Below are 22,899 nucleotides of genomic sequence, written 5' to 3'. Positions count from 1 at the left end.
TTAACCGACGCTGTGTTCAAGACTAATGGCGAGGAGTTTCTGGGCTTCAACGGCAAATTCCAGCGGCAGTTCAGAGAACACGTCCTTACAGAAGCCGTTGACAATCATCGAGATGGCGTCTTCTTCGCTAATCCCGCGCTGCAGGCAGTAGAAGAGCTGATCTTCCCCAATCCGTGACGTGGTCGCCTCGTGCTCCAGCTGGGCCGTGTTATTGCGGCATTCGACGTACGGGAAGGTATGCGCCCCGCAATCTGCGCCAATCAGCATCGAGTCACACTGGGTGAAGTTTCGCGCATTGGTGGCCGTCGGCATGATTTTCACCAGCCCGCGATAGCTGTTCTGGCTGTGACCGGCGGAGATGCCTTTCGAGATAATGGTCGATTTGGTGTTTTTACCAATGTGGATCATCTTGGTGCCGGTATCGGCCTGCTGATGGCCGCTGGTGAGCGCCACCGAGTAAAACTCGCCGATGGAGTTATCCCCGCGCAGAATGCAGCTTGGGTATTTCCAGGTGATGGCCGAGCCGGTTTCTGACTGGGTCCAGGACATCTTGCTATTTTCCCCTTCGCACAGCGCACGCTTGGTGACGAAGTTCAGGATACCGCCGGTATTGCCGTCGCCCGGGAACCAGTTTTGCACCGTGGAGTATTTCACCTCGGCATCTTTGTGGATGATGACCTCCACCACCGCCGCGTGCAGCTGGTAGCTGTCGCGAACCGGGGCGGAACACCCTTCTATATAGCTGACGTAGCTGCCTTCATCTGCGACCAGAATCGTGCGTTCGAACTGACCGGTCTTTTCGGCATTGATGCGGAAATAGGTGGAAAGCTCCATCGGACAGCGCACGCCTTTCGGCACGTAGATAAAGGTGCCGTCCGAGGCTACCGCCGCATTGAGCGCCGCAAAGAAGTTGTCGTTAGAGGGCACCACGGTCCCGATGTACTTTTTCACCAGTTCCGGATGATCGTGAATCGCTTCGCCGAAGGAGCAGAAAATGATCCCCTGCTCTGCCAGCTTCTCGCGGTAGGTGGTCGCCACCGAGACGGAGTCGAAAATGGCGTCTACCGCCACCTCTTTCCCTTCGCGCACCGGCACGCCCAGCTGATTAAAGGCTTCTTCCACCTCTTTGCTGAGGAAGCTGTTCTCCGCGCCGGTTTGCTGCACCGCGCCGGGCTGCGAAGCGCAGGTGTCGTCACAGCTGCCGCAGGAGGGCGCAGAGTAGTAGCTGTAATCCTGATAGTTCAGCTTGTCATAATGCGCTTTCAGCCAGTGCGGTTCTTCCATTTCCAGCCAGGCACGGAAGGCGCTCAGGCGAAACTCCAGCATCCACTCCGGCTCGTTACGTTTCGCCGAGATCGCCCGCACGACATCTTCATTGATGCCTTTTGCCAGCTCATCGGTCTGCAGCTGGGTGAAGAACCCCTCTTTATAGTTGAGGTGCCCACCGCTCCAGGTATTTACTTCACTCGTTGCTTCAGTATTACGAGACATAGTTCCGCCTATACCCCAAAGCTTTCGCCGCAGCCGCATTCGTTCTGGGCTTTCGGGTTATGAAATTTGAATAACTGGTTTAAGCCTTCGCGGACGTAGTCCACTTCGGTGCCGTCAATAAACGGCATGGCCTGCAGCGCGACGTACAGTTTCGCGCCGTCGGTCTCGAATACCAGGTCATCTTTCTCGGGTTCGGTGACGGTATCGAGCACGTAGCCAAAACCTGCGCAGCCGGTCTGTTTGACACCCAAACGCACGCCGAGGATCTCGGGCTTTTTCGCCACCAGCTCGTGAATATGTGCCGCCGCCGCTGGCGTGAGCGTTAACCCGCGCCAGGCAAAATCGGCTGGATTAAAGGTTTCTGAATGCAGTTCCATAGGTCCACCTCATCTGATAAGCCATCAGGGCATAACACCATGTTAGTGATAACGATTATCACTTCAACCCTCTGTCAGCAGGGGCATTCGGCTAAACCGCCCTTTTTGCCTACTTTTATTAAGCATAGACCCTGTGGCAGGATGCAGGCAGGATGGATTTAATTGTTCAATGCATTGATTAATAATGCATTTCGTTGTGGCATTTTTGACGGAGAGGAGAAAAGTAAAATATGCATCGGAAATGCCTATTTTTGAGATAGCTACTTTGATTGCCGCAAACTCAATTTAACAGATGCGATTTGGCACGCTGTAGAAGGCCTACGCTTCAGTTGCGCAGCAGGAAAGCGCTTCTCAGCAATAGACAGCCTGATAATGCGAGTCTTTTTCTGAAAATCATTCACTCACTCTGGATCACATTATTAATCGCTGTAGCATTAACCATACGCTTTTAATGGAAATAAGGTGGCATATGCCATTACAGGGAAAGATGATTCTGAACGGTGCAGATTACGCGCCTTTCAATCTGTATGGGGTAGGCGTGTTCATGGCGCACTCCGGGTTGGGGGCCAACAGAAACAATGCCAGTTGCGGACATGTCGCCAATACTGGCCCTATTCCCCCAGGGAAATACTGGATTGTAGATCGCAGGGAGGGTAACTGGTTTTCACAAAAAAAAGAGGAGATTCACGATGAAGCTAACAGATTTATTGGCCGAAATGCTTTTGGTAAATCTGACTGGTTTGCTTTGTGGCGTGATGACTGGGGCATAGATGACTACACATGGATAGAAAGTGTAAAGCGTGGAAATTTCCGACTACACCCCGGCACAGTTTCAAAAGGATGCATAACTATCGCCAACATGTCTGATTTTGCGATGATTCATAACGCGCTAATGAATACATCGCTTATTCAGGTTCCATGCATGCGGTCACTCATGGAGCGAGGATGGGTGGAGGTAGTAGCGGGTGGCTACATTAAAAAACCTTGCTCGTAGGGCAAGTAAAATTATTTACTTTCTCATTTTATTACTCGCTCTTGGTCATATGCTACCAGGCCCGGAGTTATATATTAACTATGATGTAGCCAGAACAACAGCAATCATTATCGCCGGAAATGAAAATGCAGAATCAATGTATGATGCCTATTCACTTATTGACTGGCTTACAATGCTAATTATCGCTACCCCTCTCTATATTTTAACAATGAAGTTAATCAAAAATTAAGGAGACAATAAAATGCCTATACCTCCCTATATGTGGCTTAAAGACGATGGCGGTGCAGATATCAAAGGATCTGTTGATGTACAAGATCGTGAAGGTAGTATTGAAATTATCGGTCTGAGCCACGGTATAAATTTACCCGTTGACAGCGCAAACGGCAAAATCACCGGCACCCGCCAGCACTCATCCATGATGATCGAGAAAGAAGTGGATAGCTCTACGCCATATCTTTACAAGGCTGCAGCAACTGGGCAGACGCTGAAAAGCGCAGAAATAAGGTTTTATCACATCAATGATGCAGGTCAGGAGGTTTGCTACTACACCGTTCTTATGGAGAATGTGAAATTAACTGGAGTCCACTGTAGCGTCCCGAATATTAAGCTGGCGGGGAACGATAAAATGAATCACATAGAAAGTGTCAGCATTCAATATGAAAAAATCACCTGGAGAATTCTTGACGGTAATATTCAATTTTCAGATGCATGGAATGAGCGCCATACTCGCTGAGTATTAATAAGGGGACACCGTCCCCTATTGAACAAGTTGCCGACAGCAAAGCCCCCAGAAAAAAGCAGATGCCGTTTAAAATTAACCGGGTAAATCTCATCCGCAGGAATAATGCCTATTCTTAAGATAGCTTTTTGCAAGGAAAGTGACAAAGACAAAAAAAGGCCCTCAAGGCCTCTTACACTCAGTGATGAAATGAGACAGCAAACCCCTGCTCACGCCAGTGGTCAAGCTGTTCCTGCTGGCGAGGCGTTGGGGATTTCCCGGTCCAGACAAAGATTTTTTGCCCCGGGAAGAGTTCAGGACGCGGCGAGTCAATGGGCTCTGCCAGCACGTCAATGTGCCAGCCCTTTTGCGACAGGCGCGCGGCTTCCAGCCACAGGTGGGTGCGGTCATCACACTCCCAGCCAATCAGGAGCGCGTCTTTGCCGGCTTTTTTGCGGGACTCCGCCAGGCTTGCAATCGCAAATTCGATCAGTACGCCGTCAAACAGGCTCGCCATGTGACGCACGGTATTTTGATCCTGGTTCATACGCTGACGGACGGGAGAGATAATATTGTCAATCAGCGCATCCATCGCGTGATCGCGGCGGAATTCACCTATTTTGGCCCGCAGCTTTGCAGGACTGGCGTAGCGCAGAACGGTCATCATCTCTTCCTGGAATGAGACCCAGTTGCCCTGCGTCAGCACTTCCTTGTTTTCCAGCAAGGCTTTAACTTTTCCGACCGAAACGCCGCTTTTCATCAGGCGTTTGATCTCTTCAATGCGCAGGATATCTTCATCGTCAAACTGACGATGACCCCCTTCACTGCGCTGCGGCTTCAATAATCCATAACGGCGCTGCCAGGCACGCAGCGTAACGGGGTTGATACCGCATCGTTCGGCCACTTCGCCGATACTGTAATAGGCCATTAACTCCCTCACGCTCAGAACTTCCATACCTAACTGCACCAACCTTATCAGATTGTACACATCATTTGTATAACTAAGACCGCATTTTGAACGGGTGAACGGGGTTCTGTTCCATCCACCTGTTAATACATTGTTGTATAAAATTTGCCGTTCGTACAGTTAAGTCTGCCGGATTGTGTACAGCTTTATCCGAAGTCGAACTTTTTCTCCGGCCACGCAATCGCGGGAATACCCCCGTGTCTTGGGCTGGCAAAAAGATGTCCCTGGAACTGGGAAATCCCCGCGGACTCCAGCCACATCCACTCTTCCGCCTTCTCTACCCCCACCGCGCAGAACTGGATCTCAAGCGACGAACAGCATTTGATAATCGCCTGAATAATGGCCTGACGAGGGCCACTTTTATGCACGTTCGCGACCAGATCGCGATTAATCTTAATTCTGTCCGGCTGGAACTGGGCCAGCAGCTGCAGCCCGGCAAAACCGGCACCAAAGTGATCGATCGTCACGCTGATACCCGCGCTTTTTAGCTGCCTGACCGAATCCGTGAATTCATCAAAACGAGATATAGCTTCGCTCTCGGTAAACTCCACCACGATTTGTTCGGGTACAAACCCATTTGCCTCAATCGCGGTGAGCAGGAAATCCACGGCGTTGGGAATGTTGACCAGCGTCATGGGCAGCAGGTTCAGGGATAACGTCTGGTCCTGTAGCCCCAGCGCGCTGGCCATAGAAAGTGCCACCTGCTTGCTTTGCAAATCAGACGTGTACACTTCTTCATGGGGGCGGCTGGCGAAATAGGCCCGCGGCGAGTCACCGTCAGGAGTGCGCAGAAGCGCCTCCCAGGAGACGACCTGCTGCATAAACGGGTCGACTATCGGCTGGAACGCAAAGCTGCAATCCGCCCCTTTCGCGACCACCTCAGGCTGCGCGGACAGGCGCGCTTCTTCGCGAACGAATTCCCAGGAATCCGCAGGCGGCAGTTCAAAATAGTTCGCTTTTTCCGTGGCCTCAACAAAGGTGCGGAAAAACTGCAGCGGGCGGTCGTTATAGGTCAACTGGTAGCGTGTCGTCCCCTTATTGAGCACCTGCTGCAGCACCTCGTCCCTGTCGAAGTGGCGCAAGTCAAAAAGCTCCATGCCCACGTTGCCAAAACGCCGGACAGGGCCGTGATCGCGCATTAACTCGACCACGTTATGGTGGCGCGGGTCGTTGCAGATCTGCTCATAGATAGCAGAAACCTGCTCCACCGGCCCTTCAAGCAATTGAAAAAAGTGTGTGCCGTTAAACAGCAAGATCCCCGTTACATTGGATTGCCGATTTTTACGATTTGCAGCAGCGACCATTGATTCCAGCGCTTTCACCGGAACGTCCTCGCAGATATGACTGCGGTAAATGATGGTTGTGAGCATGCTTTTCCTGGGGTTAGGGTTTTGGCCACAGTAGACGTGGGTAATTTTCACTTATAGCACATTAATTGCCTGACAAATAATTTACATCTCAATCATTTACGGCAGTTGATAGGACCGTTCTTCTCGATTGTATAACTTACCAGCGCCCGACCTTTTTGTACAATATATCCTGTCACATTACCGATTCATGACAAGCCAGTAACACAATGAAAACAAAGTAATTTATAAAATATATCATAAAAACATTAAAAATCTGTACATTTTATATGTACAGATTTAGAAATTGTGTATACCTTAATTGTAACGTTAGTGATTACAAAATTTTACAGGAGCGAAACATGCAGCAGAAAGGTTACGCCACAGATTCCGCAGCAGCAATCGCACAGTACTTCGAAAAAGCCGCGCTCCCTACCCAGCAGGAGACGCTTGGCCAGGTGGTTGTAGAAATTCTCAGCGACGGGCGAAACCTTAATCGCAAATCGCTCTGTACCAAACTGCTCAGCCGCCTCGAAAAGGCCGATGGCCCGGAAGAGGAAGAGCATTACCACATGCTGCTTGGTCTGCTCTTCGAACGGTAACGTGATGAATAGCAGTGACGCAGACCGACTGATCGACACGCTTATCGGTGAAGCCGTTCTTTCTCTTCTGAAAGAGCGGGGACCAGTGACAACCGAAGGATTGCTGCAGCGTCTGCGGGTAATGAAAGAGCATGAAAAGGATCCCCGGCGGCGGGAGACACTTGCGGTGGTGATTGCCGATATCGGCTCAAACAGCATCGCCTTTACACGTCGCAGAACCGCGCAAGGACGAACGAACAGAGAGGGACCTCTCAACGATAACCGAGACAATGTAGTGCCGTTATTTGGAAGTGGAAAACCGTCCGACCCCAAAAAAATACATTGACTGCAATTTAACAGCTACGGTGAGAACAAATGAGACAAAATATTCAGCTTCAACCCGAATACCATTCTGCTTTTTTAGACAGTGCGCTGTCGGAATATTTCCGTCACGCAGGCGATCGTTTTGCTGAAGAGTCCGCTGTTTTTTCTACTGCAGTACGCTGTGTTCTGGCCTCCGAAGGTCATCTGTCCAATAAAGCGATCATCCTCTGGCTCATTCAGACGCTGGAAGCCACTAACGACGTGGTTCAGGCGGATGTGATTCGTAAGACGCTGGAAATCGTGGTGGGTTACACGATGGACGATCTCTAAGTTCCTGCTCGCCACGCCCCTAACGTGTCATCGTCAAAACTGACGATCTGCCTGACGATGACACGCGTCTTTCCCGCTTAACACCCTGTAAAACCAGCAAAGCCAACCTGGCACGGTTCCTGCTTAACACCGTTTACGGGACTGGGTTTTCCAGTCAACTTTGCTTCATTTCTTAACAGGTCTGTTATTGATGAAAAAGATCGCCAGCGTCTGCCCCTACTGCGGTGCAGGCTGTAAATTAAACCTTGTCGTTGAAAATAACCGTATCATCCGTGCCGAAGCGGCAGAGGGCGTCACAAACCAGGGCACCCTGTGTCTGAAGGGCTTTTACGGCTGGGACTTCCTCAACGATACCCGTCTGCTCACCCCACGCCTGACCCAGCCGATGATCCGCTACCACAAAGGTGAGGCATTCACCCCCGTAACCTGGGAAGAGGCTATCCGCTATACCGCCCACAGGCTCAGCAGCATTAAAGCGCAGCACGGGCCCCGGTCGATCATGACCACCGGCTCCTCCCGCGGAACCGGCAATGAAACAAACTATGTGATGCAAAAATTTGCCCGCGCGGTGCTGAACACCAACAACGTGGACTGCTGCGCGCGCGTCTGCCATGGCCCTTCCGTGGCTGGTTTACAGGAAACGCTCGGCAACGGCGCCATGAGCAACTCCATCAACGATATTGAAAACTCAAAATGTCTGCTGGTGTTTGGCTATAACTGCGCGGACTCCCACCCTATCGTCGCCCGGCGCGTGCTGAAAGCGCGTGAAAACGGCGCGAAAATTATCGTTTGCGATCCGCGGCGCATCGAAACGGCGCGTATCGCCGACCAGCATCTGCAGCTGAAAAACGGCAGCAACATGGCGCTGGTGAACGCCTTCGGCTACGTGCTGCTGGAAGAGGAGTTGTACGACAAAAGCTACGTGGCGCGCTTTACGGAGGGGCTTGAGGCCTACCGCCAGACGGTGAAAGACTATGCGCCGGAGAAGGTTGAGCATCTTACCGGCATTCCCGCCCGCGACGTTCGCCAGGCGATGCGCACCTTCGCGGCGGCCCCTTCCGCCACCGTGATGTGGGGTATGGGCGTGACCCAGTTTGGTCAGGCTGTGGATGTGGTCAGAGGGCTTTCCAGCCTGGCGCTGCTGACCGGTAATCTCGGTCGCCCTGCCGTCGGCGTCGGGCCGGTACGCGGTCAAAATAACGTCCAGGGTGCCTGCGACATGGGCGTGCTGCCGAATATGTTCCCCGGCTATCAGGATGTGACCGATCCGGCGGTCAGGCAGAAGTTCGCCGACGCCTGGGGGATTGACGTCAATAAAATGGACGATCGCGTCGGGACGCGCATTACCGAGGTGCCTCATCTGGCGCTGGAAGGCAAGGTCAAGGCCTACTACATCATGGGGGAAGATCCGCTTCAGACCGAGGCCGACCTCGGTCTCGTTCGCAGCGGTTTTGAGGCGCTCGACTTTGTTGTGGTTCAGGACATCTTTATGACCAAAACGGCAGAAGTGGCGGACGTTCTGCTCCCTGCCACCTCCTGGGGTGAACACGGCGGCGTCTTTACCTGTGCCGATCGCGGGTTCCAGCGTTTCGGCAAAGCCATTGAGGCCAGCGGCAACGTGAAGCGCGACTGGGAGATCATCAGCCTGCTCGCCACCGAGATGGGCTACCCGATGCATTATGACTCCAACCAGCAGATCTGGGATGAGATGCGCGAGCTGTGCCCGCTCTTCTTCGGCGTGACGTATGAAAAAATGGGCGAGATGGGCCACGTGCAGTGGCCGTGCCCGACGCTGGATCATCCGGGCACGCCTTACCTGTACAAAGACAATCAGTTCGATACCCCAACCGGTAAAGGACAGCTCTTTGCCGCACCGTGGCGCGCGCCGGCGGAAACCCCGGATGAAGATTTCCCGCTGGTGCTGTGTACGGTACGCGAGGTGGGACACTACTCCTGCCGCTCGATGACCGGGAACTGCGCTGCGCTGCAGAGCCTGGCCGACGAGCCGGGCCGGGTGCAAATGCACCCTGCCGATGCGGAAAAACTGGGCATCAAGGAGGGTCAACTGGTCTGGGTACGTTCACGTCGCGGCAAAGTGATTACCCGCGCCAGCATCAGCGAGCGTATCAACAAGGGCGCGGTTTATATGACCTATCAGTGGTGGATTGGCGCCTGCAACGAGCTGACCCAGGATAATCTCGATCCCATCTCCAAAACGCCGGAAACGAAGTACTGCGCGGTACAGCTGGAGGCGATTGAGGACCAGCGCTGGGCGGAGGACTATGCCGCGTCGGCGTATCAGTCCATGAAGTCGCGGCTGATTAGTGCGGTGAATGTCTGAAGAAATGTCGGGTGGCGTCACTGCCACCCGGCAACTAAACGACTACAGTCCCACCGTCTTTTCCGCTCATCCGTCGAAACCGATCAGATGGTCACGCAATTTGTTCGGGTAGGCATTTTTTTCGACCATCCTGTGAATGAGCGCCATAAGCTCATAATCACTGCGCAGATCGAATTTTTGCATCAGCAAATACTTATGCGTGAATATCGTTTTATCACTCGTCCTGAGTACATCAGCAATCTGCCCTACCGAGAATCCTCTGTAAAAATTCACCGTGACGCGGATCTGCTGCGGCGAAAGTATTTTATGCTGGCACTCGAAACAGCCGTTATGCTGCCAGCGATATCCCGGCAGTTGCGTACGGTACCATGCAATAAAGAGCATCTCGCTAACCTGACCAAGCGGGGCGCGGCGGGAGATAAAAATGATATCCTGAAAACAGGATGTAAAAGCGGAAAAACGCCGCTCATCGTCCACCAGCCCAATCACAATCCCTTTTTTTCGCGCTTTCAATTCAGGAACACAGGTCAGCGTTTCCCCGGGGCATAGAGCGAGAATAATAATATCCGCGGCACTGACGCTGTCATAAGTAAGCTCAGTGTCAAAATGAATGTGATGCCTGAAATTATGCAGGAAAAAATCCACAAGAAAATATTGCAGGCCATTTTTAAAAAAAGAATCCGGTTCTTTAATCAGGATATTCAACATATCAATTACCAACATCTGCATATCAATAAGGACAACCAACGCGCGTGCCTATCAGTTGTATTGCATCGTCATGACCACGACGGCACTGATGCTCCCCGGCGTCGCACCGCCGGTGACAGATTTGACTGATGCCTGCATGACCATCGTCGCGGTTCTGTCTGACGCAATAGTCTGCGTAATGCTTGTCCCTGTGCCCTTTAACGCACCGGTTGCGGCCTCGCTCATCGCAATCGCGACGTTCGTGGCCGAACCGCTGTTCATGTAGTAACTCGCCCCCGAGACGGGATCGGGGTTGCCGGTAAAGGAGACCGTAACGCTGCGCGTGCCTGCCGGACACTGGGTAAACGGCAGGCTAAAAAACACAGGATCGGATGTCGACCCCGGCGTGGCCATATTGGATGCCTGAATATTGCCGAGGTTAATATCCAGACTGGTATTGCCCCCATTGAATACGCAGGGAGAGGCAATAATATTGCCGGCGACGCTGACGTTAACGCTATCCGCTGCAATAACATTGCCGCTTATTACTGCCGCGATGAACGCTGCCGTGCGCATTATATGCATCGTCATCCCCTTTACTGGTAGGTCAAATTTAAGGTTGCTGACGCATTTGCGGTACCGGGTTCTACCGTCGTTTGCGTCTGGTAATAACGCGCCGTTAATGGGAACGCTTCCTGCCCCCCTGCCGCAAGCTTCAGCGGCAAACGCGCATTGAGGGTGAGCGGTGTACCGTTATAGAGCAACTGAACGCCAACCCCTTTCGCCGTACCGGTATTACCCTGCCCCGTAAGCGCGAGCACGCTGGGTGTTGCAACGTCAGGATTCTGAATGCCGCTGAGTGATACGTTGACGTTAGCCCCCGCATCGCAGTTAAGCCCGAGATTTTGCGTATTTTGAGCGCCAGCCGGTGTGGTGCCTATCGTTGAGCCAAAAAGCGCGGCAGAAATATCGCCTATCGGAAATGTCAGTTGCGGTGTTGTAATATTGCAGGCCAGTACATTAATGGTTCCGCCCAGCAGGGTGGTCGTCAGGCCATCACGGTAAACGCCGTCACTGCCCTGCAGCATCACTACCCCCAGCACGCCCGGCGTCAGGGACCCCGACGAGACCGGTCCGGTAACGATAAGTTCTATTTTACCGCCCCACCATTCGACATAACTTGCCTGCGCATTATAGGAAAAGGTATTGGCTGGGTTTTCAAAATAATTACCCGACGAAAAACGCACGCCTATACCGTTTACATTCGTGTCATAAACATGATTACCGTAAGCACTCGGTGTCGCATTCAAATACCGCATGCTAAAACCCAGCATTAATGGATTGGCACACCCCGTTAAATAGGAACCGGTTATTGTCGCGTTTCGCGAAAATAATACGGTTCCAACTGCCACGTCACGTTGAACCGTAATTGTACCGATGGACAAAGTTGATTCCTGCGGCGTAATCGTCGTGCAGGTTCCTGCATGAGCACTGTTCCAGCCTGCTGCGATACACAGCAGGAATATGATGTTAATTAAGCGCATGTTAAAAAACCCTAAAGACAATTGACGTTAATTTCGGTAATTCCCCCCGCCGACGGCTGCGGGGAAAGCACGTAAGGTGCGCGGCATTGCCGTTCGCTTTCCGCTCCCCACGTGACGAAGACGGTTCCCTGAGTATCCAGGCCGGTGAGATAAGCCTGGCCTTTATCGCCAACAATAACGCTGCTGCCGTCGGCGCCCTTAAGGCTTGCCATCGCGCCAAAGGGAACAAACTGGCCGTTATGCAGTAAATTAAATAACACCCGCCGCCCCACCTTCGCCTTATAGTCGGCCAAAACGATCGCGCCACGCGTCGGCGTCACCGTCCGGGTATTAATATCCAGCTCAACATCATCCGGCAGACTTTCCGGGGCAAGGGTGATGTCATTTTTACGGTATACGGAGAGATTGCTGACCACCGTATATCCGCGGTAATCCGTTTTAACGCCCGCCTGATTGCGGATATCGACGCCGTGTGCGCCCGGCGCGCTAATCAGAACATTGGTCTCGCCCAGGGGTTGCGAAAGCGTGATCCCCTCTCTGTGAGCAAGAATGCCCCCTTGCAGGCCGTAATTAAGGCGCTCGCTGTTTTTATCGTAGCTGTAGCCCGCCGTCGCTTCGCCGTAGGTTCCCTTATAATCACCGTTCAGATTGCCCGTGTAGCCGACGCCGTCCGACCCAAAGCCTTGCTGCACGTTCCAGTTCAGGGCGTGGTTTTCCAGTGCTACGCCGTTCAGGCCGATGTTGTGGGTGGTGCCGTTATTCTTGCTGGCGCTCACGCCATAGTTAGCCCAGGTCTGCGGCAAAAACTTCTCCAGCGGGATACTGACGTTAAAGGCCAGCAGCTGATCTTTGTCGTACCGTTTATTGTTATCATATGAACCCGCACTACCGTTTTTACTGTAGGTCCAGGTGAGTCCGTAACTGATGTTGTGCCAGTAGTTGTTATAGCCCAGGCTGTATGACGCCATCGTTTTACCCGAATTCCAGTAGTCTTCACGGGCCGCGCTCAGCATCAGCGAGCCAAGATTACCGCCCAGCGTCTGGCTCATCGTAAGTTCGGCCCGGTTTCGGCGTCGGTCCTGAAGCGCGGAGCTGTCACCGTACGAATCAAGGATCTCCTGCATACCGTAGTAACCACTGGTCGAGTAGCGGTAACCCGCAATCGAGAAATGGGTTCCGGTCCCCACAATGTTTTTGCTGTATCGCGCACGCCAGGACTGGCCGTTGGATTTCTCACCACCCTGCGGGGTGGACCAGGCCTGGGTCATGTCCGCAGAAATAGCGCCGAAATCACCCATGTTTTTTCCAAGCCCGGTGGCGATCGACTGATATTTACTCGACTCCTGCAGCCCGCCATACAGCGTTAGCCCATACGGCAGACCATAGATCCCGGTGATTTGCCCGAAAGGTGTCTTATCGACGCTGCCGTTATAAGAACGGTATTGCCCTCCGGTTACTGAATACTTGAGCCGTCCTTCGCGCTGTAAAACCGGTAATGACGCGTACGGGAGAGTGAAATGTTGCTCACTGCCATCAGCCTCTTTAACGGTGACGTCCAGATCCCCTGCGCCGCCCGTGGGGTACATATCGGTAATCTCAAAAGCGCCTGGCGCCACGTAGGTCTGATAAATCTGATAGCCGTTCTGCCGCACCACCACCTGGGCATTGGTGCGCGCGATCCCCCGCACCACGGGTGCATAGCCTTTCAGCGAATCCGGGAGCATGTCATCATCCGAAGCCAGCTGTCCGCCGCGAAACGGCATACTGTCGAACACGTCGGCTGGCGCGGAGCTATCCCCCAGGGTGAGCTGCGCTTTGAGCGGAATAATGGCCCGCTGCGCATAGGTGTAGACGGTATCCCATTTGTCCTGACCGGTTTCATCCCGCGACCAGGTGGTGTAATTTCGCAGTCGCCACGGTCCAACGTTGAGACCCGGGCGCAGGTTGGCATATTGACTGTTGCTGTTTTTACTGCCGTTTTGTTTTGCCCGGCTGTTTGCGCCGCTCAGGCTGTAATTCAACATGGCGGCGGCGATCCCTTCATCCCATAGCGCTGGCGAGACATACCCGCGTGCCGGCATATCAATGGCGGCCTGAGGAATGCTGACGATCAGTCGCTGCGCGGCAAACTGAAAATCCGTGCTGGCGTGAGGAATAGCCTGAAGGTTGACACAGGACGCGTCCTTACTGGCTAAGTCGGGAAAAAGCGCGGTTTTGACGCCCCATCTGTTGAGCTGTTCAATACTCAGACAAGGCTTAAGGCTATCGCCCTCTTCCCCACTTTTTACTGCGGTAAAATCAATATCGCTGGTCTCGATGAGTTGGTCGTCAAGGATGATGTCAACGTGGTATTTCCCTGGTGCCTGCGAACCTGATTCAAAAGCAGATAAATCAGCTTTACCCGTGCCCGGATTGTCCAGTTCAACCAACTCGGCGTTGAACGAATCACGGGCATAAACAGTCTGCATTGCATTTACCAGCGCAAAGGCGATACAGATCGCCAGACGCGCAGGCTGCATTTTTTTAGTTTTCGTTGCCATCATCATTAACCTGACCTGCTATGAGGATCGCCGCTTTTGATGAATTAAAAGCTGGCCTGATACATTCTTCCGGGGCTGCCGTAATCATTAATGACTTTGAATGAAATGTGGTTACCATTGGCACCTGCGGGTAAGCTAAATACCGCCGTTGCACCCGGTGCCACCCAGGAGACCTCATCCAGTTTTTTATCACCGACGCTTATTTCATTAAAGTTGATGACATATTGCGTTGGATTGGTGACCATGAACTTATTCCCGCTACGCGACCAGGTTAATTTATTCGCTTGTTCTTCCGGCGTTGTTCCCTTCAGACCTGACGGGCGATAAATAAGCTTGATGCGCGTTTTGACAGCAATTTGCAGTGAGTTTTCCTGTTTTGAGGCAGACGGTATGGCTTTAATATTCAGCCAGAAAAGACTTTCTTTATCCTGGGGTAGTGAACCCGAGAGTAAAATACGTTCAATGTTTTGCTGCCCGCCATCCAGTCGATATAAAGGCGGCGTTACAATAAAAGGTGCTTTATTAGCATTACCCTCTGGCATGTCAACCCAGGACTGGATTAAATAAGGCACGCTATCAGCATTATTGATACTGATTGATGCCTCTTTTTTCCCACCATCAAAAATAACGCGGGTACCGCCAATAATGACCCCGGCATAAGCGTTCGAAAACGATGCTGTCAGGGCGGCCGATATGAGCAGGGCCTTGCTAATAAAATGCATGTTACACCTCTTGAAACACGGGGGCAGAGACTGCCCCCACGCAGAACGTCATGGAACCAACTCGTGTTCTGCTTAATGACTAGTTATAAACAACGGAGAAATTTGCCACGGAGTTTGCAGGACCGGCCGTCACCGATGCAGCCGTTGAAATATACTGCGCGTAGAAATTCAGCGTATTATCGGCGGTGCTGCTTAGCACATAGCTATAGCTGTTACTGCCGTGCAACGGCAGATCCGCTTTATCAGCGGTCATCAAATTAATAGCAACACCCGTTGCCGCTCCGGCGACGGAGGTATCAATAGCAAGCAGATCGGCGTTAGTCAGATCGGGCGTACCGTCAAAACGGACTTTGGCACTGTTGACCGTAACCGGGCAGTTCTTCAGGACGATATCGAATTTCGTTGCCGCAGTGCGGGATCCTGTTGCTGGAAATTCTGTTTTATTGTAATCGCCTAATACCACCACCTGATTTTGAGAAGCAACCGCGACATCGCAGGCAGAATCCAGGATGTTACCGTTAAAATTAACGGTTCCTGCAGCAGCGAGTGCATTGCTCATCATCAAGGCAGAACCTGTCGCAACCATCGCTAAAATAATGTTCTTTTTCATAATCTTCATTTTCCTGTTTACGGGATAACTTTATTTATTATTAAAACGTACGCAGCAGAAAGTTGATAAATAAATCACAGTGGATTCATCTTCTTTTTAATTAACGCTATAAGGTTTTTCTGACTGGCTGATTAAAATTTATATAATCATTTTGGTGAATACAACTTTTTGATGGTCTAGCTGTAGACTCTGATTTAACGTAATTTCAACAATTCTTTCAGGATACGCTTACGTCTTATTTCCTGGTCTATTAGTAGACTTGATCGTCTTTATGTTTTCATTCAAGGGGTTAGATATCAGATGCTCAACGGTCTACTTTTGGACCTTGCCGAAATATTCCCTGACTCCTTCATTTTTAAGATAATTCTCCAGGCAGATCAAAAAACGATCAGACCCGTAGTCGCTGTGAGGTATCTTATGAATACGCGTTTAACCACGCCATTGAATAACCACGAATCAACCGTTCTGGGTTTAAAACCGTTTATCCATATAGATACCCTGATTAAATCAGTGCTACCTGCTGCGGACAGAATGGTCATCTGTCGGGGAGAAACCGTACATTATTATAAAGATGATGTGCGCCAGTGTTTTTTACTTCTCCAGGGAAGCGTGGCGCTTCATCGTCGCGGCGACGGCATTGTTTTAAACTCTGAATCAGCGCCTTTTATTCTTGGCGTCAGCAGTCAATTTTCTTCGGAGCATCTCTATGTCAGGGCCCTGGAGACGGCAGAAATCGCCCGCGTGTCGCTGGAGACGTTTAATCAGATTGTTGCGCAGCAGGATTTATGGGAGCACTTTTCAAAGCTGCTGATTTATACGGCCTCACGGGTGTATGAGCACTGCGCGCAAATATCGCAAATGTCTGCCTACGACATCATTCGCTTCCAGCTTGTTGAACTCATGCAGGAGCCCGATGCCATACGGAAAAATACGACGGCCGCCGCGTACATCAAAAGCAGGACCTATCTTTCACGTAGCGGAATTATGCGTATTCTGGCAGAACTGCGGACCGGGAAGTATATCACCATGGAACGTGGGGTGCTGCTTGACATTCATCATCTGCCGCGAAAATATTGATAGCCAGCGTGCCTGTACCCGGGAGAAGCGCTATAATTAGCCAGGTTATTTTTAAGGTTGTCGGCTGCCATGTCCCTTCCAGAAAAGTCTCAACGGGGTTCTCCCTACGCGCAAGAGCTTATTTCACACCTGTTGCCTGATTGCACAACACGACATAGCGCCCGCGGCGAGCGACTGGACCTGCAAATTAACGGTCAGGGCATGTGCTATTTAATTCTCGAAGGAACCATCGCCATCTACAGAAGAAGCGATGACATGATGCTGTCTACGGCTCGCAGTCCGGCCGTGTTCGGCCTCGCCAACCTGACCGACATCTATTTCAATGATTATATTAAGACCGTCAGCCCTTGTCTGATAGGGACGCTCACCACCGAGCGGGTGAATGAAATTATCAAAGAGAAGGCGCTATGGGGACTGCTTTCTAAGCAGCTCATCTTTGTGTATAGCCGTCTTTATAACAACGTGATGCCGCAGGGCGCGCCGACGGCGTATGAGATGATTCGCCAGCAGCTGGTCAAGCTGATGGAGGAAGATGAGAGTTATCGGCTCAGCGTGACGGCGGAAAGGTATATCAGAGAGAAAACCCAGCTCTCCCGCAGCGGCGTGATGCGCATTCTGGCGGATTTAAAAACCGGCGGATTCATCGAAATGGAAGAAGGCAGGCTCATCAAAATCAATAAACTCCCCGCCCGATACTGAATGTCAGACACAAAAAAGGCCGCATTCGCGGCCCTTTGATTCTCATGTACTCAATGGACGTGAACGCCCAACCGCCAGGCAAAGTAGATCTCTTCTTTCAGCTCATTTGAAGAGAGCGCCAGCAAATCTGTAAATTCCAGCTCAAGCTGTTTCAGCTTTTTCAGGTACTGCGCCGGAGACAGGTTGCTCTTATCGCGACGTAAATATTCAATTGCCAGCTGTGTTGGGGTTATTTCAGTATCCATGATGTCCTCGCTTATGTACAAAACCTGACCAGTATACCACAACGTACTGGCTAGTTTTTGACCAAAGGCAAGACATCTGAAAACTTTACACAACCGCCGTGGTCAGCCGCGACGAGCAGCACAGGCGATCCTGCTCATCGAGGATATCTATTTGCCACACCTGATGGCGGCTTCCGGCGTGCAGCGCGCGGCAAACACCGCGCACGCGTCCGCTGCGCACCGAGCGAATGTGGTTAGCATTCACCTCAAGTCCGACAACCTTCTGCTCCCCTTCGGTGCAGAGATACCCCGCCACCGAGCCCAGCGTTTCGGCCAGCACGACGGACGCTCCGCCGTGCAATAAACCAAACGGCTGGTGGGTGCGACTATCGACGGGCATGGTGGCCTCAATCTCATCGTCGCCAATGCGGATAAACTGGATATCCAGCAGCCCCACCATATTCCCCTCGCCCATGGCGTTCAGCGCCTGCAGCGTCACGGCACGTTTCCAGATCATCCAATTATCTCCAGTAAAGCCTGCAATGGGTGACGTACACCGTTGCCTTCTACCCGTTTTACCTGGCTGCGGCAGGAGTAACCCGTCGCCAGACAGCGGTTTCGCGGCAAACGCTGCATCGCCTGATGCCAGGACAGCTCATAGATGCCGAGCGAGTTGGCGTGGTTTTTCACTTCGTGTCCGTAGGTACCGGCCATCCCGCAGCAGCCGACGCTGACGCTCTCCAGCTTCGCACCAAAGCGGGCAAAGACAGACGCCCACTGCGCGGGGGCACCCGGCAGCGCGGTCACTTCCGTGCAGTGCCCGAACAGATACCACGGTTCACCGCTGACATCCTGAACAGCCTTATCTTCCAGCGCCATCGGCAGCCACTCGTGCACCAGCATCACGTTGAAATCGCCGCGCTTATCGCCCAGGGTCTGCTTGTATTCATCGCGATAGCACAGCACCAGCGCCGGATCGACGCCGACCATCGGTATCCCGAGTTGCGCCACGCGATTCAGGAAGTCAGACGTTTTCTGCGCGGTCTTCGCAAAGCGGTTCAGGAAACCTTTAATGTGCTGCGCCTTGCCATTCGGGGAGAACGGCAGCACAACCGGCTGGTAACCCACTTTCTCCGCCAGACGGACGAAATCGGCCACAACCTGCGCATCGTAGTAGCTGGTAAACGGATCCTGCACCACCAGCACCACCTTCGTTTTTTGCTCAGGCGTGAGTGCCTCCAGCTGCTCAAGGGTCATGTTCGCCGAGCGATGCCCGACGAGCTGGCGCTGCAGAGACGGTACCGACAGCAGCGGCAGATCGACCATACCGATGTGTTTTTCGGAGAGCTTGCGCACCAGCGGCTGGTTGATAAAGAAGTTGAAGGTCTTCGGCGCGCGCGCCATCAGCGGCGCGTAGCTTTCCACCGTCGCCACCAGATGGTCGCGCACCGGGCGGAGGTAGCGGGTGTGATAAAGCTGCAGGAAGCGCGAGCGGAATTCCGGCACGTCGATTTTAATCGGGCACTGGGTGGAGCAGGCTTTACAGGCCAGACAGCCGGACATCGCCTCTTTCACCTCATGGGAGAAATCATACTCGCCCTTGTTGGCATGCCAGCTGTTGCGGGTGCGCTCAATCAGCGAGCGCAGGCTGGCCCGTTTCTCCGGCAGCTCCTGCTCCAGCCTGAGCGGATCCACCCCGCGGTCGGCCAGCAGACGCAGCCACTCGCGCACCAGCGTCGCCCGCCCTTTTGGCGAGTGGATACGGTTGCTGGTGATTTTCATCGACGGGCACATCGGGCTTTTCACATCAAAGTTAAAGCACAGGCCGTTGCCGTTGCACTCCATCGCGCCGCGCCAGGAGGAGCGCACCGCAATCGGGATCTGTCTGTCGTAGGTGCCGCGCTTGACGGCATCCACCTGCAGCATTGGCGCGTCCACGCCTTCAGGCGGGCAGATTTTACCCGGGTTGAGGCGGTTATGCGGGTCGAAAGCCGCTTTCACCTTGCGCAGCTCCGCGTAGAGCTGTTCGCCGAAGAATGCCGGGCTGTATTCCGCGCGGAACCCTTTCCCGTGCTCTCCCCAGAGCAGACCGCCGTATTTGGCGGTTAAGGCCACCACGTCGTCGGAGATCTGCTTCATCAGGATCTCCTGCTGCGGGTCGCACATATCCAGCGCAGGACGCACGTGCAGTACCCCGGCATCGACGTGGCCGAACATGCCATAGCTCAGGCCGTGGCTGTCCAGCAGGGCGCGAAACTCGACGATGTAATCCGCCAGATGTTCAGGCGGCACGCAGGTATCTTCGGCAAAGGGAATGGGCTTCGCCGCCCCTTTTGCATTGCCGAGCAGGCCCACGGCTTTTTTACGCATCCCATAGATACGCTCAATCCCGGCCAGATCGTTACAGAGCTGCCAGCCGATCACGCCGCCCTGACCCTGCGCAATCAGCTCGTCCAGACGCTGGCAGAGCGTGGTGACCTGGCGCTCAATCAGCTCCGCATCATCGCCGGCAAACTCCACGATATTGAGACCGAGCATCTCTTTATCCGGCACGTCGGTAATCAGCTCGCTGACGGAGTGCCAGACAATGTCTTCCCTGGCCAGATTAAGCACTTTGGAGTCGACCGTTTCCACCGACAGCGCTTTCGCTTCCACCATAAACGGCGCATTGCGCAGCGCGGAGTCGAAGGAGTCATACTTAACGTTCACCAGACGACGCACCTTCGGCAAGCGGGTGATATCCAGCCGCGCCTCGGTGATAAACGCCAGCGTCCCTTCGGAACCGGTCAGCACGCGGGTTAAATCAAACTGGGTCAGGTCGTCGTTAAAGACGTGACGCAGGTCGTACCCGGTTAGGAAGCGGTTTAGTTTGGGGAACTTATCGAGGATAAGCTGGCGGTTGTCGCGGCAGCGTTCCAGCACAGTACGATAGATGCGTCCGCTGGCGGTGTTATCTTTACCCAGCGTTTCCGCCAGTTCGACCGGCATCGGCTGGGTATCGAGGATATCGCCGCCCAGCAGAACGGCACGCACGCCCAGCACGTGATCGGAGGTTTTACCGTAGACCAGCGAGCCCTGACCGGAGGCATCCGTGTTGATCATCCCGCCAAGGGTCGCGCGGTTACTGGTGGAAAGCTCCGGGGCAAAAAAGTAGCCGTAAGGCTTGAGATACTGATTAAGCTGATCTTTGATAACGCCCGCTTCGACCCGCACCCATCCCTCTTCCGGGTTGATCTCAATGATGCGGTTCATATAGCGCGACATATCAACAATGATGCCCTGGTTCAGCGCCTGACCATTGGTCCCGGTGCCGCCGCCGCGCGGCGTAAAGACCAGTGAAGCAAAGCGCTCCTGCGTCGCCAGCCGGGCGATAAGCGCCACGTCGGCCGTTGAACGAGGGAAAACCACGGCATCGGGAAGAAGCTGGTAAATACTGTTATCGGTCGCCATCGTCAGCCTGTCGGCATAGTTCGTGGCGGTATCACCTGTAAAACCCTGTTGCTCCAGTGCTTGCAAAAAATTAAGCACCAGCTGAACGACGCCAGGTGCCTGAGAAATCTGTGGGATCATAACTGTCGACCCTAATTAGAGTTGTATATACACGTCATCCTTCGAGCTGCCTCTGCGTTGGCTGCGTCTGCTCACCCCAGTCACTTACTTCAGTAAGCTCCTGGGGATTCTCAGACTTGCCGCCTTGATGCAACTCGAATGATTTTGTGTATAAAATCGTTTGCGTTGTGTCTGGAAAGTTTTATCACATTTTTTTCTTATAATCTCTGCTGAATTACAGGCAAAATCCGCCTGTCAAAAACCGCCGAGATCATCAATGATTAGAGAGACGCGGTTTTCCGTTCCCGCCAGTCGTACTGGCGTTCTTTTAAGGAAAGTTTCATTTATGGTCAATCTTCGCCAGCCCAGGGATGTTGCGCAAATTTTACTGTCGGTGCTGTTTCTGGCCCTCATGATTATTGCGTGTCTGTGGATTGTTCAACCCTTTATTCTCGGCTTCGCCTGGGCCGCGACCGTGGTCGTGGCCACGTGGCCTCTGCTGCTGCGCTTGCAGAAGCTGCTGTTCGGCCGCCGCGGGTTAGCCGTGCTGGTCATGACGCTCCTGCTGTTCCTGCTGTTTATTATTCCGATTGCCCTGCTGGTGAATAGCCTGGTGGATTCCAGTGGCCCGGTTATTCGCGCCATTAGCAGCGGCGACGTGACGCTGCCGGATCTGGCCTGGCTGAACAGCATTCCGGTGGTGGGCGCCAAGCTCTACAGCGGCTGGCATAGTCTGCTGGAGATGGGCGGCAGCGCGCTGATGGCAAAAGTCCGCCCGTACATTGGTACCACGACCACCTGGTTTGTCGGTCAGGCGGCACATATCGGCCGGTTTATGATGCACTGTACCCTGATGCTGCTCTTTAGCGCCCTGCTCTACTGGCGCGGCGAGCAGGTCGCTTTAGGCGTTCGTCACTTTGCCACCCGCCTGGCGGGCAAACGCGGTGATGCTGCGGTACTGCTGGCTGCGCAGGCCGTGCGCGCGGTGGCGCTGGGCGTGGTGGTCACCGCGCTGGTGCAGGCGGTGCTGGGCGGTATCGGTCTGGCGATTTCCGGCGTACCGTACGCCACCGTATTTACCGTTGTCATGCTGATGACCTGTCTTGCGCAACTGGGGCCGCTGCTGGTGCTGGTTCCCTGCATTATCTGGCTGTACTGGACGGGTGACACCACGTGGGGAACGGTGCTGCTGGTCTGGAGCTGCGTGGTCGGCACCATGGATAACGTCATTCGTCCGATCCTCATCCGCATGGGTGCTGACCTGCCGCTGATCCTGATCCTCTCCGGGGTCATTGGCGGTCTGATTGCCTTTGGCATGATTGGCCTGTTTATCGGCCCGGTGCTGCTCGCCGTTACCTGGCGCCTGTTCTCCGCCTGGGTGCATGAAATTCCGCCTCCGGGAACAGACCCGGACGTGATTCTGAGCGAACTGGAAGAGCTGGAAGAGAAGAACACGCATTAAGTTTTTTGCCGGGTGGCGCTAACGCTTACCCGGCCTACATTCCCCCTCACAATACTTTAACACTGCTAAAGTATTTATTCGTTGCACACTGGTCAGACCCGCCGTTTCTGCATTAAACCCGCGATTAACCTCAAGAAATCTTTACACCTCTTTAACTATTGAGACGAATCTGATCGACGCTAAAGATCACAATGCCTACTATTAGCTCACGGTTATAAATCAACACCTTGATTTATAAGCATGGAAATCCCCTGAGTGAAACAACGAATTGCTGTGTGTAGTCTTTGCCCATCTCCCACGATGGGCTTTTTTTTAT

Annotated in this window: 23 protein-coding genes and 1 other RNA gene; 11 read left to right on the top strand and 13 right to left on the bottom strand. The window is 53.2% G+C overall.

Going from position 1 to position 22,899, the window contains the following annotated elements; translation table 11 throughout:
- Entirely contained in the window at positions 1 to 1,491 is a 1,491-nt protein-coding gene (sufB, locus tag OTG14_RS05260; RefSeq protein ID WP_024909392.1) for a Fe-S cluster assembly protein SufB, read from the bottom strand.
- Positions 1,492 to 1,499: 8 nt separating this feature from the next.
- Positions 1,500 to 1,868 carry a Fe-S cluster assembly scaffold SufA gene (sufA, locus tag OTG14_RS05255; protein ID WP_008500631.1) on the bottom strand — a complete coding sequence of 123 codons (369 nt, stop codon included), beginning with the start codon at positions 1,866 to 1,868 and terminating at the stop codon, positions 1,500 to 1,502.
- 469 nt (positions 1,869 to 2,337) lie between these two features.
- Here sufA and OTG14_RS05250 point away from each other — a divergent pair, with 469 nt between their 5' ends.
- Genes OTG14_RS05250 through OTG14_RS05240 form a run of 3 tightly spaced genes read left to right on the top strand, consistent with a single transcriptional unit; the run spans position 2,338 to position 3,595 of the window.
- Positions 2,338 to 2,862 (top strand): DUF2778 domain-containing protein, encoded by a 525-nt coding sequence (locus OTG14_RS05250; RefSeq protein ID WP_267214686.1) that lies wholly within the window; start codon positions 2,338 to 2,340, stop codon positions 2,860 to 2,862.
- The gene (locus OTG14_RS05245) at positions 2,834 to 3,091 is read left to right on the top strand and encodes a hypothetical protein (protein WP_075201550.1); all 258 of its coding nucleotides are present in this window, start codon (positions 2,834 to 2,836) and stop codon (positions 3,089 to 3,091) included. The genes OTG14_RS05250 and OTG14_RS05245 overlap by 29 nt, the downstream gene beginning before the upstream one ends.
- Positions 3,092 to 3,103: 12 nt before the next feature.
- Positions 3,104 to 3,595 (top strand): Hcp family type VI secretion system effector, encoded by a 492-nt coding sequence (locus tag OTG14_RS05240; protein ID WP_048991558.1) that lies wholly within the window; start codon positions 3,104 to 3,106, stop codon positions 3,593 to 3,595.
- A gap of 184 nt (positions 3,596 to 3,779) precedes the next feature.
- Here the strand turns inward: OTG14_RS05240 and OTG14_RS05235 are convergent, their stop codons facing one another.
- Positions 3,780 to 4,508 carry a MerR family transcriptional regulator gene (locus tag OTG14_RS05235; protein ID WP_032650989.1) on the bottom strand — a complete coding sequence of 243 codons (729 nt, stop codon included), beginning with the start codon at positions 4,506 to 4,508 and terminating at the stop codon, positions 3,780 to 3,782.
- Between the two features lie 185 nt (positions 4,509 to 4,693).
- Positions 4,694 to 5,917 (bottom strand): diguanylate phosphodiesterase, encoded by a 1,224-nt coding sequence (locus OTG14_RS05230; RefSeq protein ID WP_267214685.1) that lies wholly within the window; start codon positions 5,915 to 5,917, stop codon positions 4,694 to 4,696.
- A gap of 338 nt (positions 5,918 to 6,255) precedes the next feature.
- Between OTG14_RS05230 and ycgZ the strand changes: the two genes are divergently transcribed.
- The 4 genes from ycgZ (at position 6,256) to fdhF (ending at position 9,469) form a co-directional block, all read left to right on the top strand.
- Positions 6,256 to 6,495 (top strand): regulatory protein YcgZ, encoded by a 240-nt coding sequence (gene ycgZ / locus OTG14_RS05225; RefSeq protein WP_024909397.1) that lies wholly within the window; start codon positions 6,256 to 6,258, stop codon positions 6,493 to 6,495.
- Between the two features lie 4 nt (positions 6,496 to 6,499).
- Positions 6,500 to 6,820 (top strand): hypothetical protein, encoded by a 321-nt coding sequence (locus OTG14_RS05220; protein WP_032650984.1) that lies wholly within the window; start codon positions 6,500 to 6,502, stop codon positions 6,818 to 6,820.
- Between the two features lie 29 nt (positions 6,821 to 6,849).
- Positions 6,850 to 7,128 (top strand): biofilm development regulator YmgB/AriR family protein, encoded by a 279-nt coding sequence (locus OTG14_RS05215; protein ID WP_023617825.1) that lies wholly within the window; start codon positions 6,850 to 6,852, stop codon positions 7,126 to 7,128.
- Between the two features lie 190 nt (positions 7,129 to 7,318).
- Positions 7,319 to 9,469, top strand: a complete 2,151-nt coding sequence (fdhF, locus tag OTG14_RS05210; protein ID WP_267214684.1) for a formate dehydrogenase subunit alpha — start codon at positions 7,319 to 7,321, stop codon at positions 9,467 to 9,469.
- Positions 9,470 to 9,535: 66 nt separating this feature from the next.
- On the opposite strand, the gene OTG14_RS05205 is transcribed toward fdhF, so the two are convergent.
- From OTG14_RS05205 to OTG14_RS05180, 6 genes are all read right to left on the bottom strand, one after another.
- Positions 9,536 to 10,177 (bottom strand): LuxR C-terminal-related transcriptional regulator, encoded by a 642-nt coding sequence (locus tag OTG14_RS05205; RefSeq protein WP_024909401.1) that lies wholly within the window; start codon positions 10,175 to 10,177, stop codon positions 9,536 to 9,538.
- A 51-nt stretch (positions 10,178 to 10,228) separates the two neighbouring features.
- Positions 10,229 to 10,747 (bottom strand): fimbrial protein, encoded by a 519-nt coding sequence (locus OTG14_RS05200; protein ID WP_420278150.1) that lies wholly within the window; start codon positions 10,745 to 10,747, stop codon positions 10,229 to 10,231.
- Between the two features lie 5 nt (positions 10,748 to 10,752).
- A complete protein-coding gene (locus OTG14_RS05195) occupies positions 10,753 to 11,700 on the bottom strand; it encodes a fimbrial protein (RefSeq protein ID WP_048991562.1) in 948 nt (315 codons plus the stop codon).
- A gap of 11 nt (positions 11,701 to 11,711) precedes the next feature.
- Positions 11,712 to 14,240 carry a fimbria/pilus outer membrane usher protein gene (locus OTG14_RS05190; RefSeq protein WP_267215192.1) on the bottom strand — a complete coding sequence of 843 codons (2,529 nt, stop codon included), beginning with the start codon at positions 14,238 to 14,240 and terminating at the stop codon, positions 11,712 to 11,714.
- A gap of 44 nt (positions 14,241 to 14,284) precedes the next feature.
- Positions 14,285 to 14,962: a fimbrial biogenesis chaperone gene (locus tag OTG14_RS05185; protein WP_267214683.1), complete on the bottom strand. Its 678-nt coding sequence runs from the start codon at positions 14,960 to 14,962 to the stop codon at positions 14,285 to 14,287.
- 79 nt (positions 14,963 to 15,041) lie between these two features.
- Complete coding sequence (locus OTG14_RS05180) at positions 15,042 to 15,572, bottom strand: fimbrial protein (RefSeq protein WP_024909406.1); 531 nt, start codon at positions 15,570 to 15,572, stop codon at positions 15,042 to 15,044.
- A gap of 417 nt (positions 15,573 to 15,989) precedes the next feature.
- Between OTG14_RS05180 and OTG14_RS05175 the strand changes: the two genes are divergently transcribed.
- Positions 15,990 to 16,649, top strand: coding sequence for a winged helix-turn-helix transcriptional regulator (locus tag OTG14_RS05175; protein WP_090417276.1), 660 nt, complete (start codon positions 15,990 to 15,992; stop codon positions 16,647 to 16,649).
- Between the two features lie 69 nt (positions 16,650 to 16,718).
- Positions 16,719 to 17,348, top strand: a complete 630-nt coding sequence (locus tag OTG14_RS05170; protein WP_090417278.1) for a helix-turn-helix domain-containing protein — start codon at positions 16,719 to 16,721, stop codon at positions 17,346 to 17,348.
- Between the two features lie 50 nt (positions 17,349 to 17,398).
- On the opposite strand, the gene OTG14_RS05165 is transcribed toward OTG14_RS05170, so the two are convergent.
- The 3 genes from OTG14_RS05165 to ydiJ all read right to left on the bottom strand — a co-directional run bounded on the left by OTG14_RS05165 (position 17,399) and on the right by ydiJ (position 21,142).
- A complete protein-coding gene (locus OTG14_RS05165) occupies positions 17,399 to 17,593 on the bottom strand; it encodes a YdiH family protein (RefSeq protein WP_003857766.1) in 195 nt (64 codons plus the stop codon).
- A gap of 85 nt (positions 17,594 to 17,678) precedes the next feature.
- Positions 17,679 to 18,089, bottom strand: a complete 411-nt coding sequence (gene menI / locus OTG14_RS05160; protein ID WP_023311321.1) for a 1,4-dihydroxy-2-naphthoyl-CoA hydrolase — start codon at positions 18,087 to 18,089, stop codon at positions 17,679 to 17,681.
- On the bottom strand, positions 18,086 to 21,142 hold the full coding sequence (gene ydiJ / locus OTG14_RS05155) for a D-2-hydroxyglutarate dehydrogenase YdiJ (RefSeq protein WP_090417282.1): 3,057 nt from the start codon (positions 21,140 to 21,142) through the stop codon (positions 18,086 to 18,088). The genes menI and ydiJ overlap by 4 nt, the downstream gene beginning before the upstream one ends.
- 325 nt (positions 21,143 to 21,467) lie before the next feature.
- On the opposite strand from ydiJ, the gene ydiK reads away from it, so the two are divergent.
- Positions 21,468 to 22,583: an AI-2E family transporter YdiK gene (ydiK, locus tag OTG14_RS05150; RefSeq protein WP_024909410.1), complete on the top strand. Its 1,116-nt coding sequence runs from the start codon at positions 21,468 to 21,470 to the stop codon at positions 22,581 to 22,583.
- Positions 22,584 to 22,791: 208 nt separating this feature from the next.
- Positions 22,792 to 22,899, top strand: an RNA gene (gene rprA / locus OTG14_RS05145) — antisense sRNA RprA.

Source organism: Enterobacter pseudoroggenkampii (genome assembly GCF_026420145.1).
Lineage (GTDB): Bacteria > Pseudomonadota > Gammaproteobacteria > Enterobacterales > Enterobacteriaceae > Enterobacter > Enterobacter pseudoroggenkampii.
Note: the sequence above shows the minus strand (reverse complement) of the source record. Positions and strands in the feature narration are given on the sequence as shown.

Coding starts and splice junctions, on each gene's coding strand:
- sufB (WP_024909392.1), bottom strand. CDS start 1,491: ATGTCTCGTAATACTGAAGCAACGAGTGAAGTAAATACCTGGAGCGGT.
- sufA (WP_008500631.1), bottom strand. CDS start 1,868: ATGGAACTGCATTCAGAAACCTTTAATCCAGCCGATTTTGCCTGGCGC.
- OTG14_RS05250 (WP_267214686.1), top strand. CDS start 2,338: ATGCCATTACAGGGAAAGATGATTCTGAACGGTGCAGATTACGCGCCT.
- OTG14_RS05240 (WP_048991558.1), top strand. CDS start 3,104: ATGCCTATACCTCCCTATATGTGGCTTAAAGACGATGGCGGTGCAGAT.
- OTG14_RS05235 (WP_032650989.1), bottom strand. CDS start 4,508: ATGGCCTATTACAGTATCGGCGAAGTGGCCGAACGATGCGGTATCAAC.
- OTG14_RS05230 (WP_267214685.1), bottom strand. CDS start 5,917: ATGCTCACAACCATCATTTACCGCAGTCATATCTGCGAGGACGTTCCG.
- ycgZ (WP_024909397.1), top strand. CDS start 6,256: ATGCAGCAGAAAGGTTACGCCACAGATTCCGCAGCAGCAATCGCACAG.
- OTG14_RS05220 (WP_032650984.1), top strand. CDS start 6,500: ATGAATAGCAGTGACGCAGACCGACTGATCGACACGCTTATCGGTGAA.
- OTG14_RS05215 (WP_023617825.1), top strand. CDS start 6,850: ATGAGACAAAATATTCAGCTTCAACCCGAATACCATTCTGCTTTTTTA.
- fdhF (WP_267214684.1), top strand. CDS start 7,319: ATGAAAAAGATCGCCAGCGTCTGCCCCTACTGCGGTGCAGGCTGTAAA.
- OTG14_RS05205 (WP_024909401.1), bottom strand. CDS start 10,177: ATGTTGAATATCCTGATTAAAGAACCGGATTCTTTTTTTAAAAATGGC.
- OTG14_RS05200 (WP_420278150.1), bottom strand. CDS start 10,747: ATGACGATGCATATAATGCGCACGGCAGCGTTCATCGCGGCAGTAATA.
- OTG14_RS05195 (WP_048991562.1), bottom strand. CDS start 11,700: ATGCGCTTAATTAACATCATATTCCTGCTGTGTATCGCAGCAGGCTGG.
- OTG14_RS05190 (WP_267215192.1), bottom strand. CDS start 14,240: ATGGCAACGAAAACTAAAAAAATGCAGCCTGCGCGTCTGGCGATCTGT.
- OTG14_RS05185 (WP_267214683.1), bottom strand. CDS start 14,962: ATGCATTTTATTAGCAAGGCCCTGCTCATATCGGCCGCCCTGACAGCA.
- OTG14_RS05180 (WP_024909406.1), bottom strand. CDS start 15,572: ATGAAAAAGAACATTATTTTAGCGATGGTTGCGACAGGTTCTGCCTTG.
- OTG14_RS05175 (WP_090417276.1), top strand. CDS start 15,990: ATGAATACGCGTTTAACCACGCCATTGAATAACCACGAATCAACCGTT.
- OTG14_RS05170 (WP_090417278.1), top strand. CDS start 16,719: ATGTCCCTTCCAGAAAAGTCTCAACGGGGTTCTCCCTACGCGCAAGAG.
- OTG14_RS05165 (WP_003857766.1), bottom strand. CDS start 17,593: ATGGATACTGAAATAACCCCAACACAGCTGGCAATTGAATATTTACGT.
- menI (WP_023311321.1), bottom strand. CDS start 18,089: ATGATCTGGAAACGTGCCGTGACGCTGCAGGCGCTGAACGCCATGGGC.
- ydiJ (WP_090417282.1), bottom strand. CDS start 21,142: ATGATCCCACAGATTTCTCAGGCACCTGGCGTCGTTCAGCTGGTGCTT.
- ydiK (WP_024909410.1), top strand. CDS start 21,468: ATGGTCAATCTTCGCCAGCCCAGGGATGTTGCGCAAATTTTACTGTCG.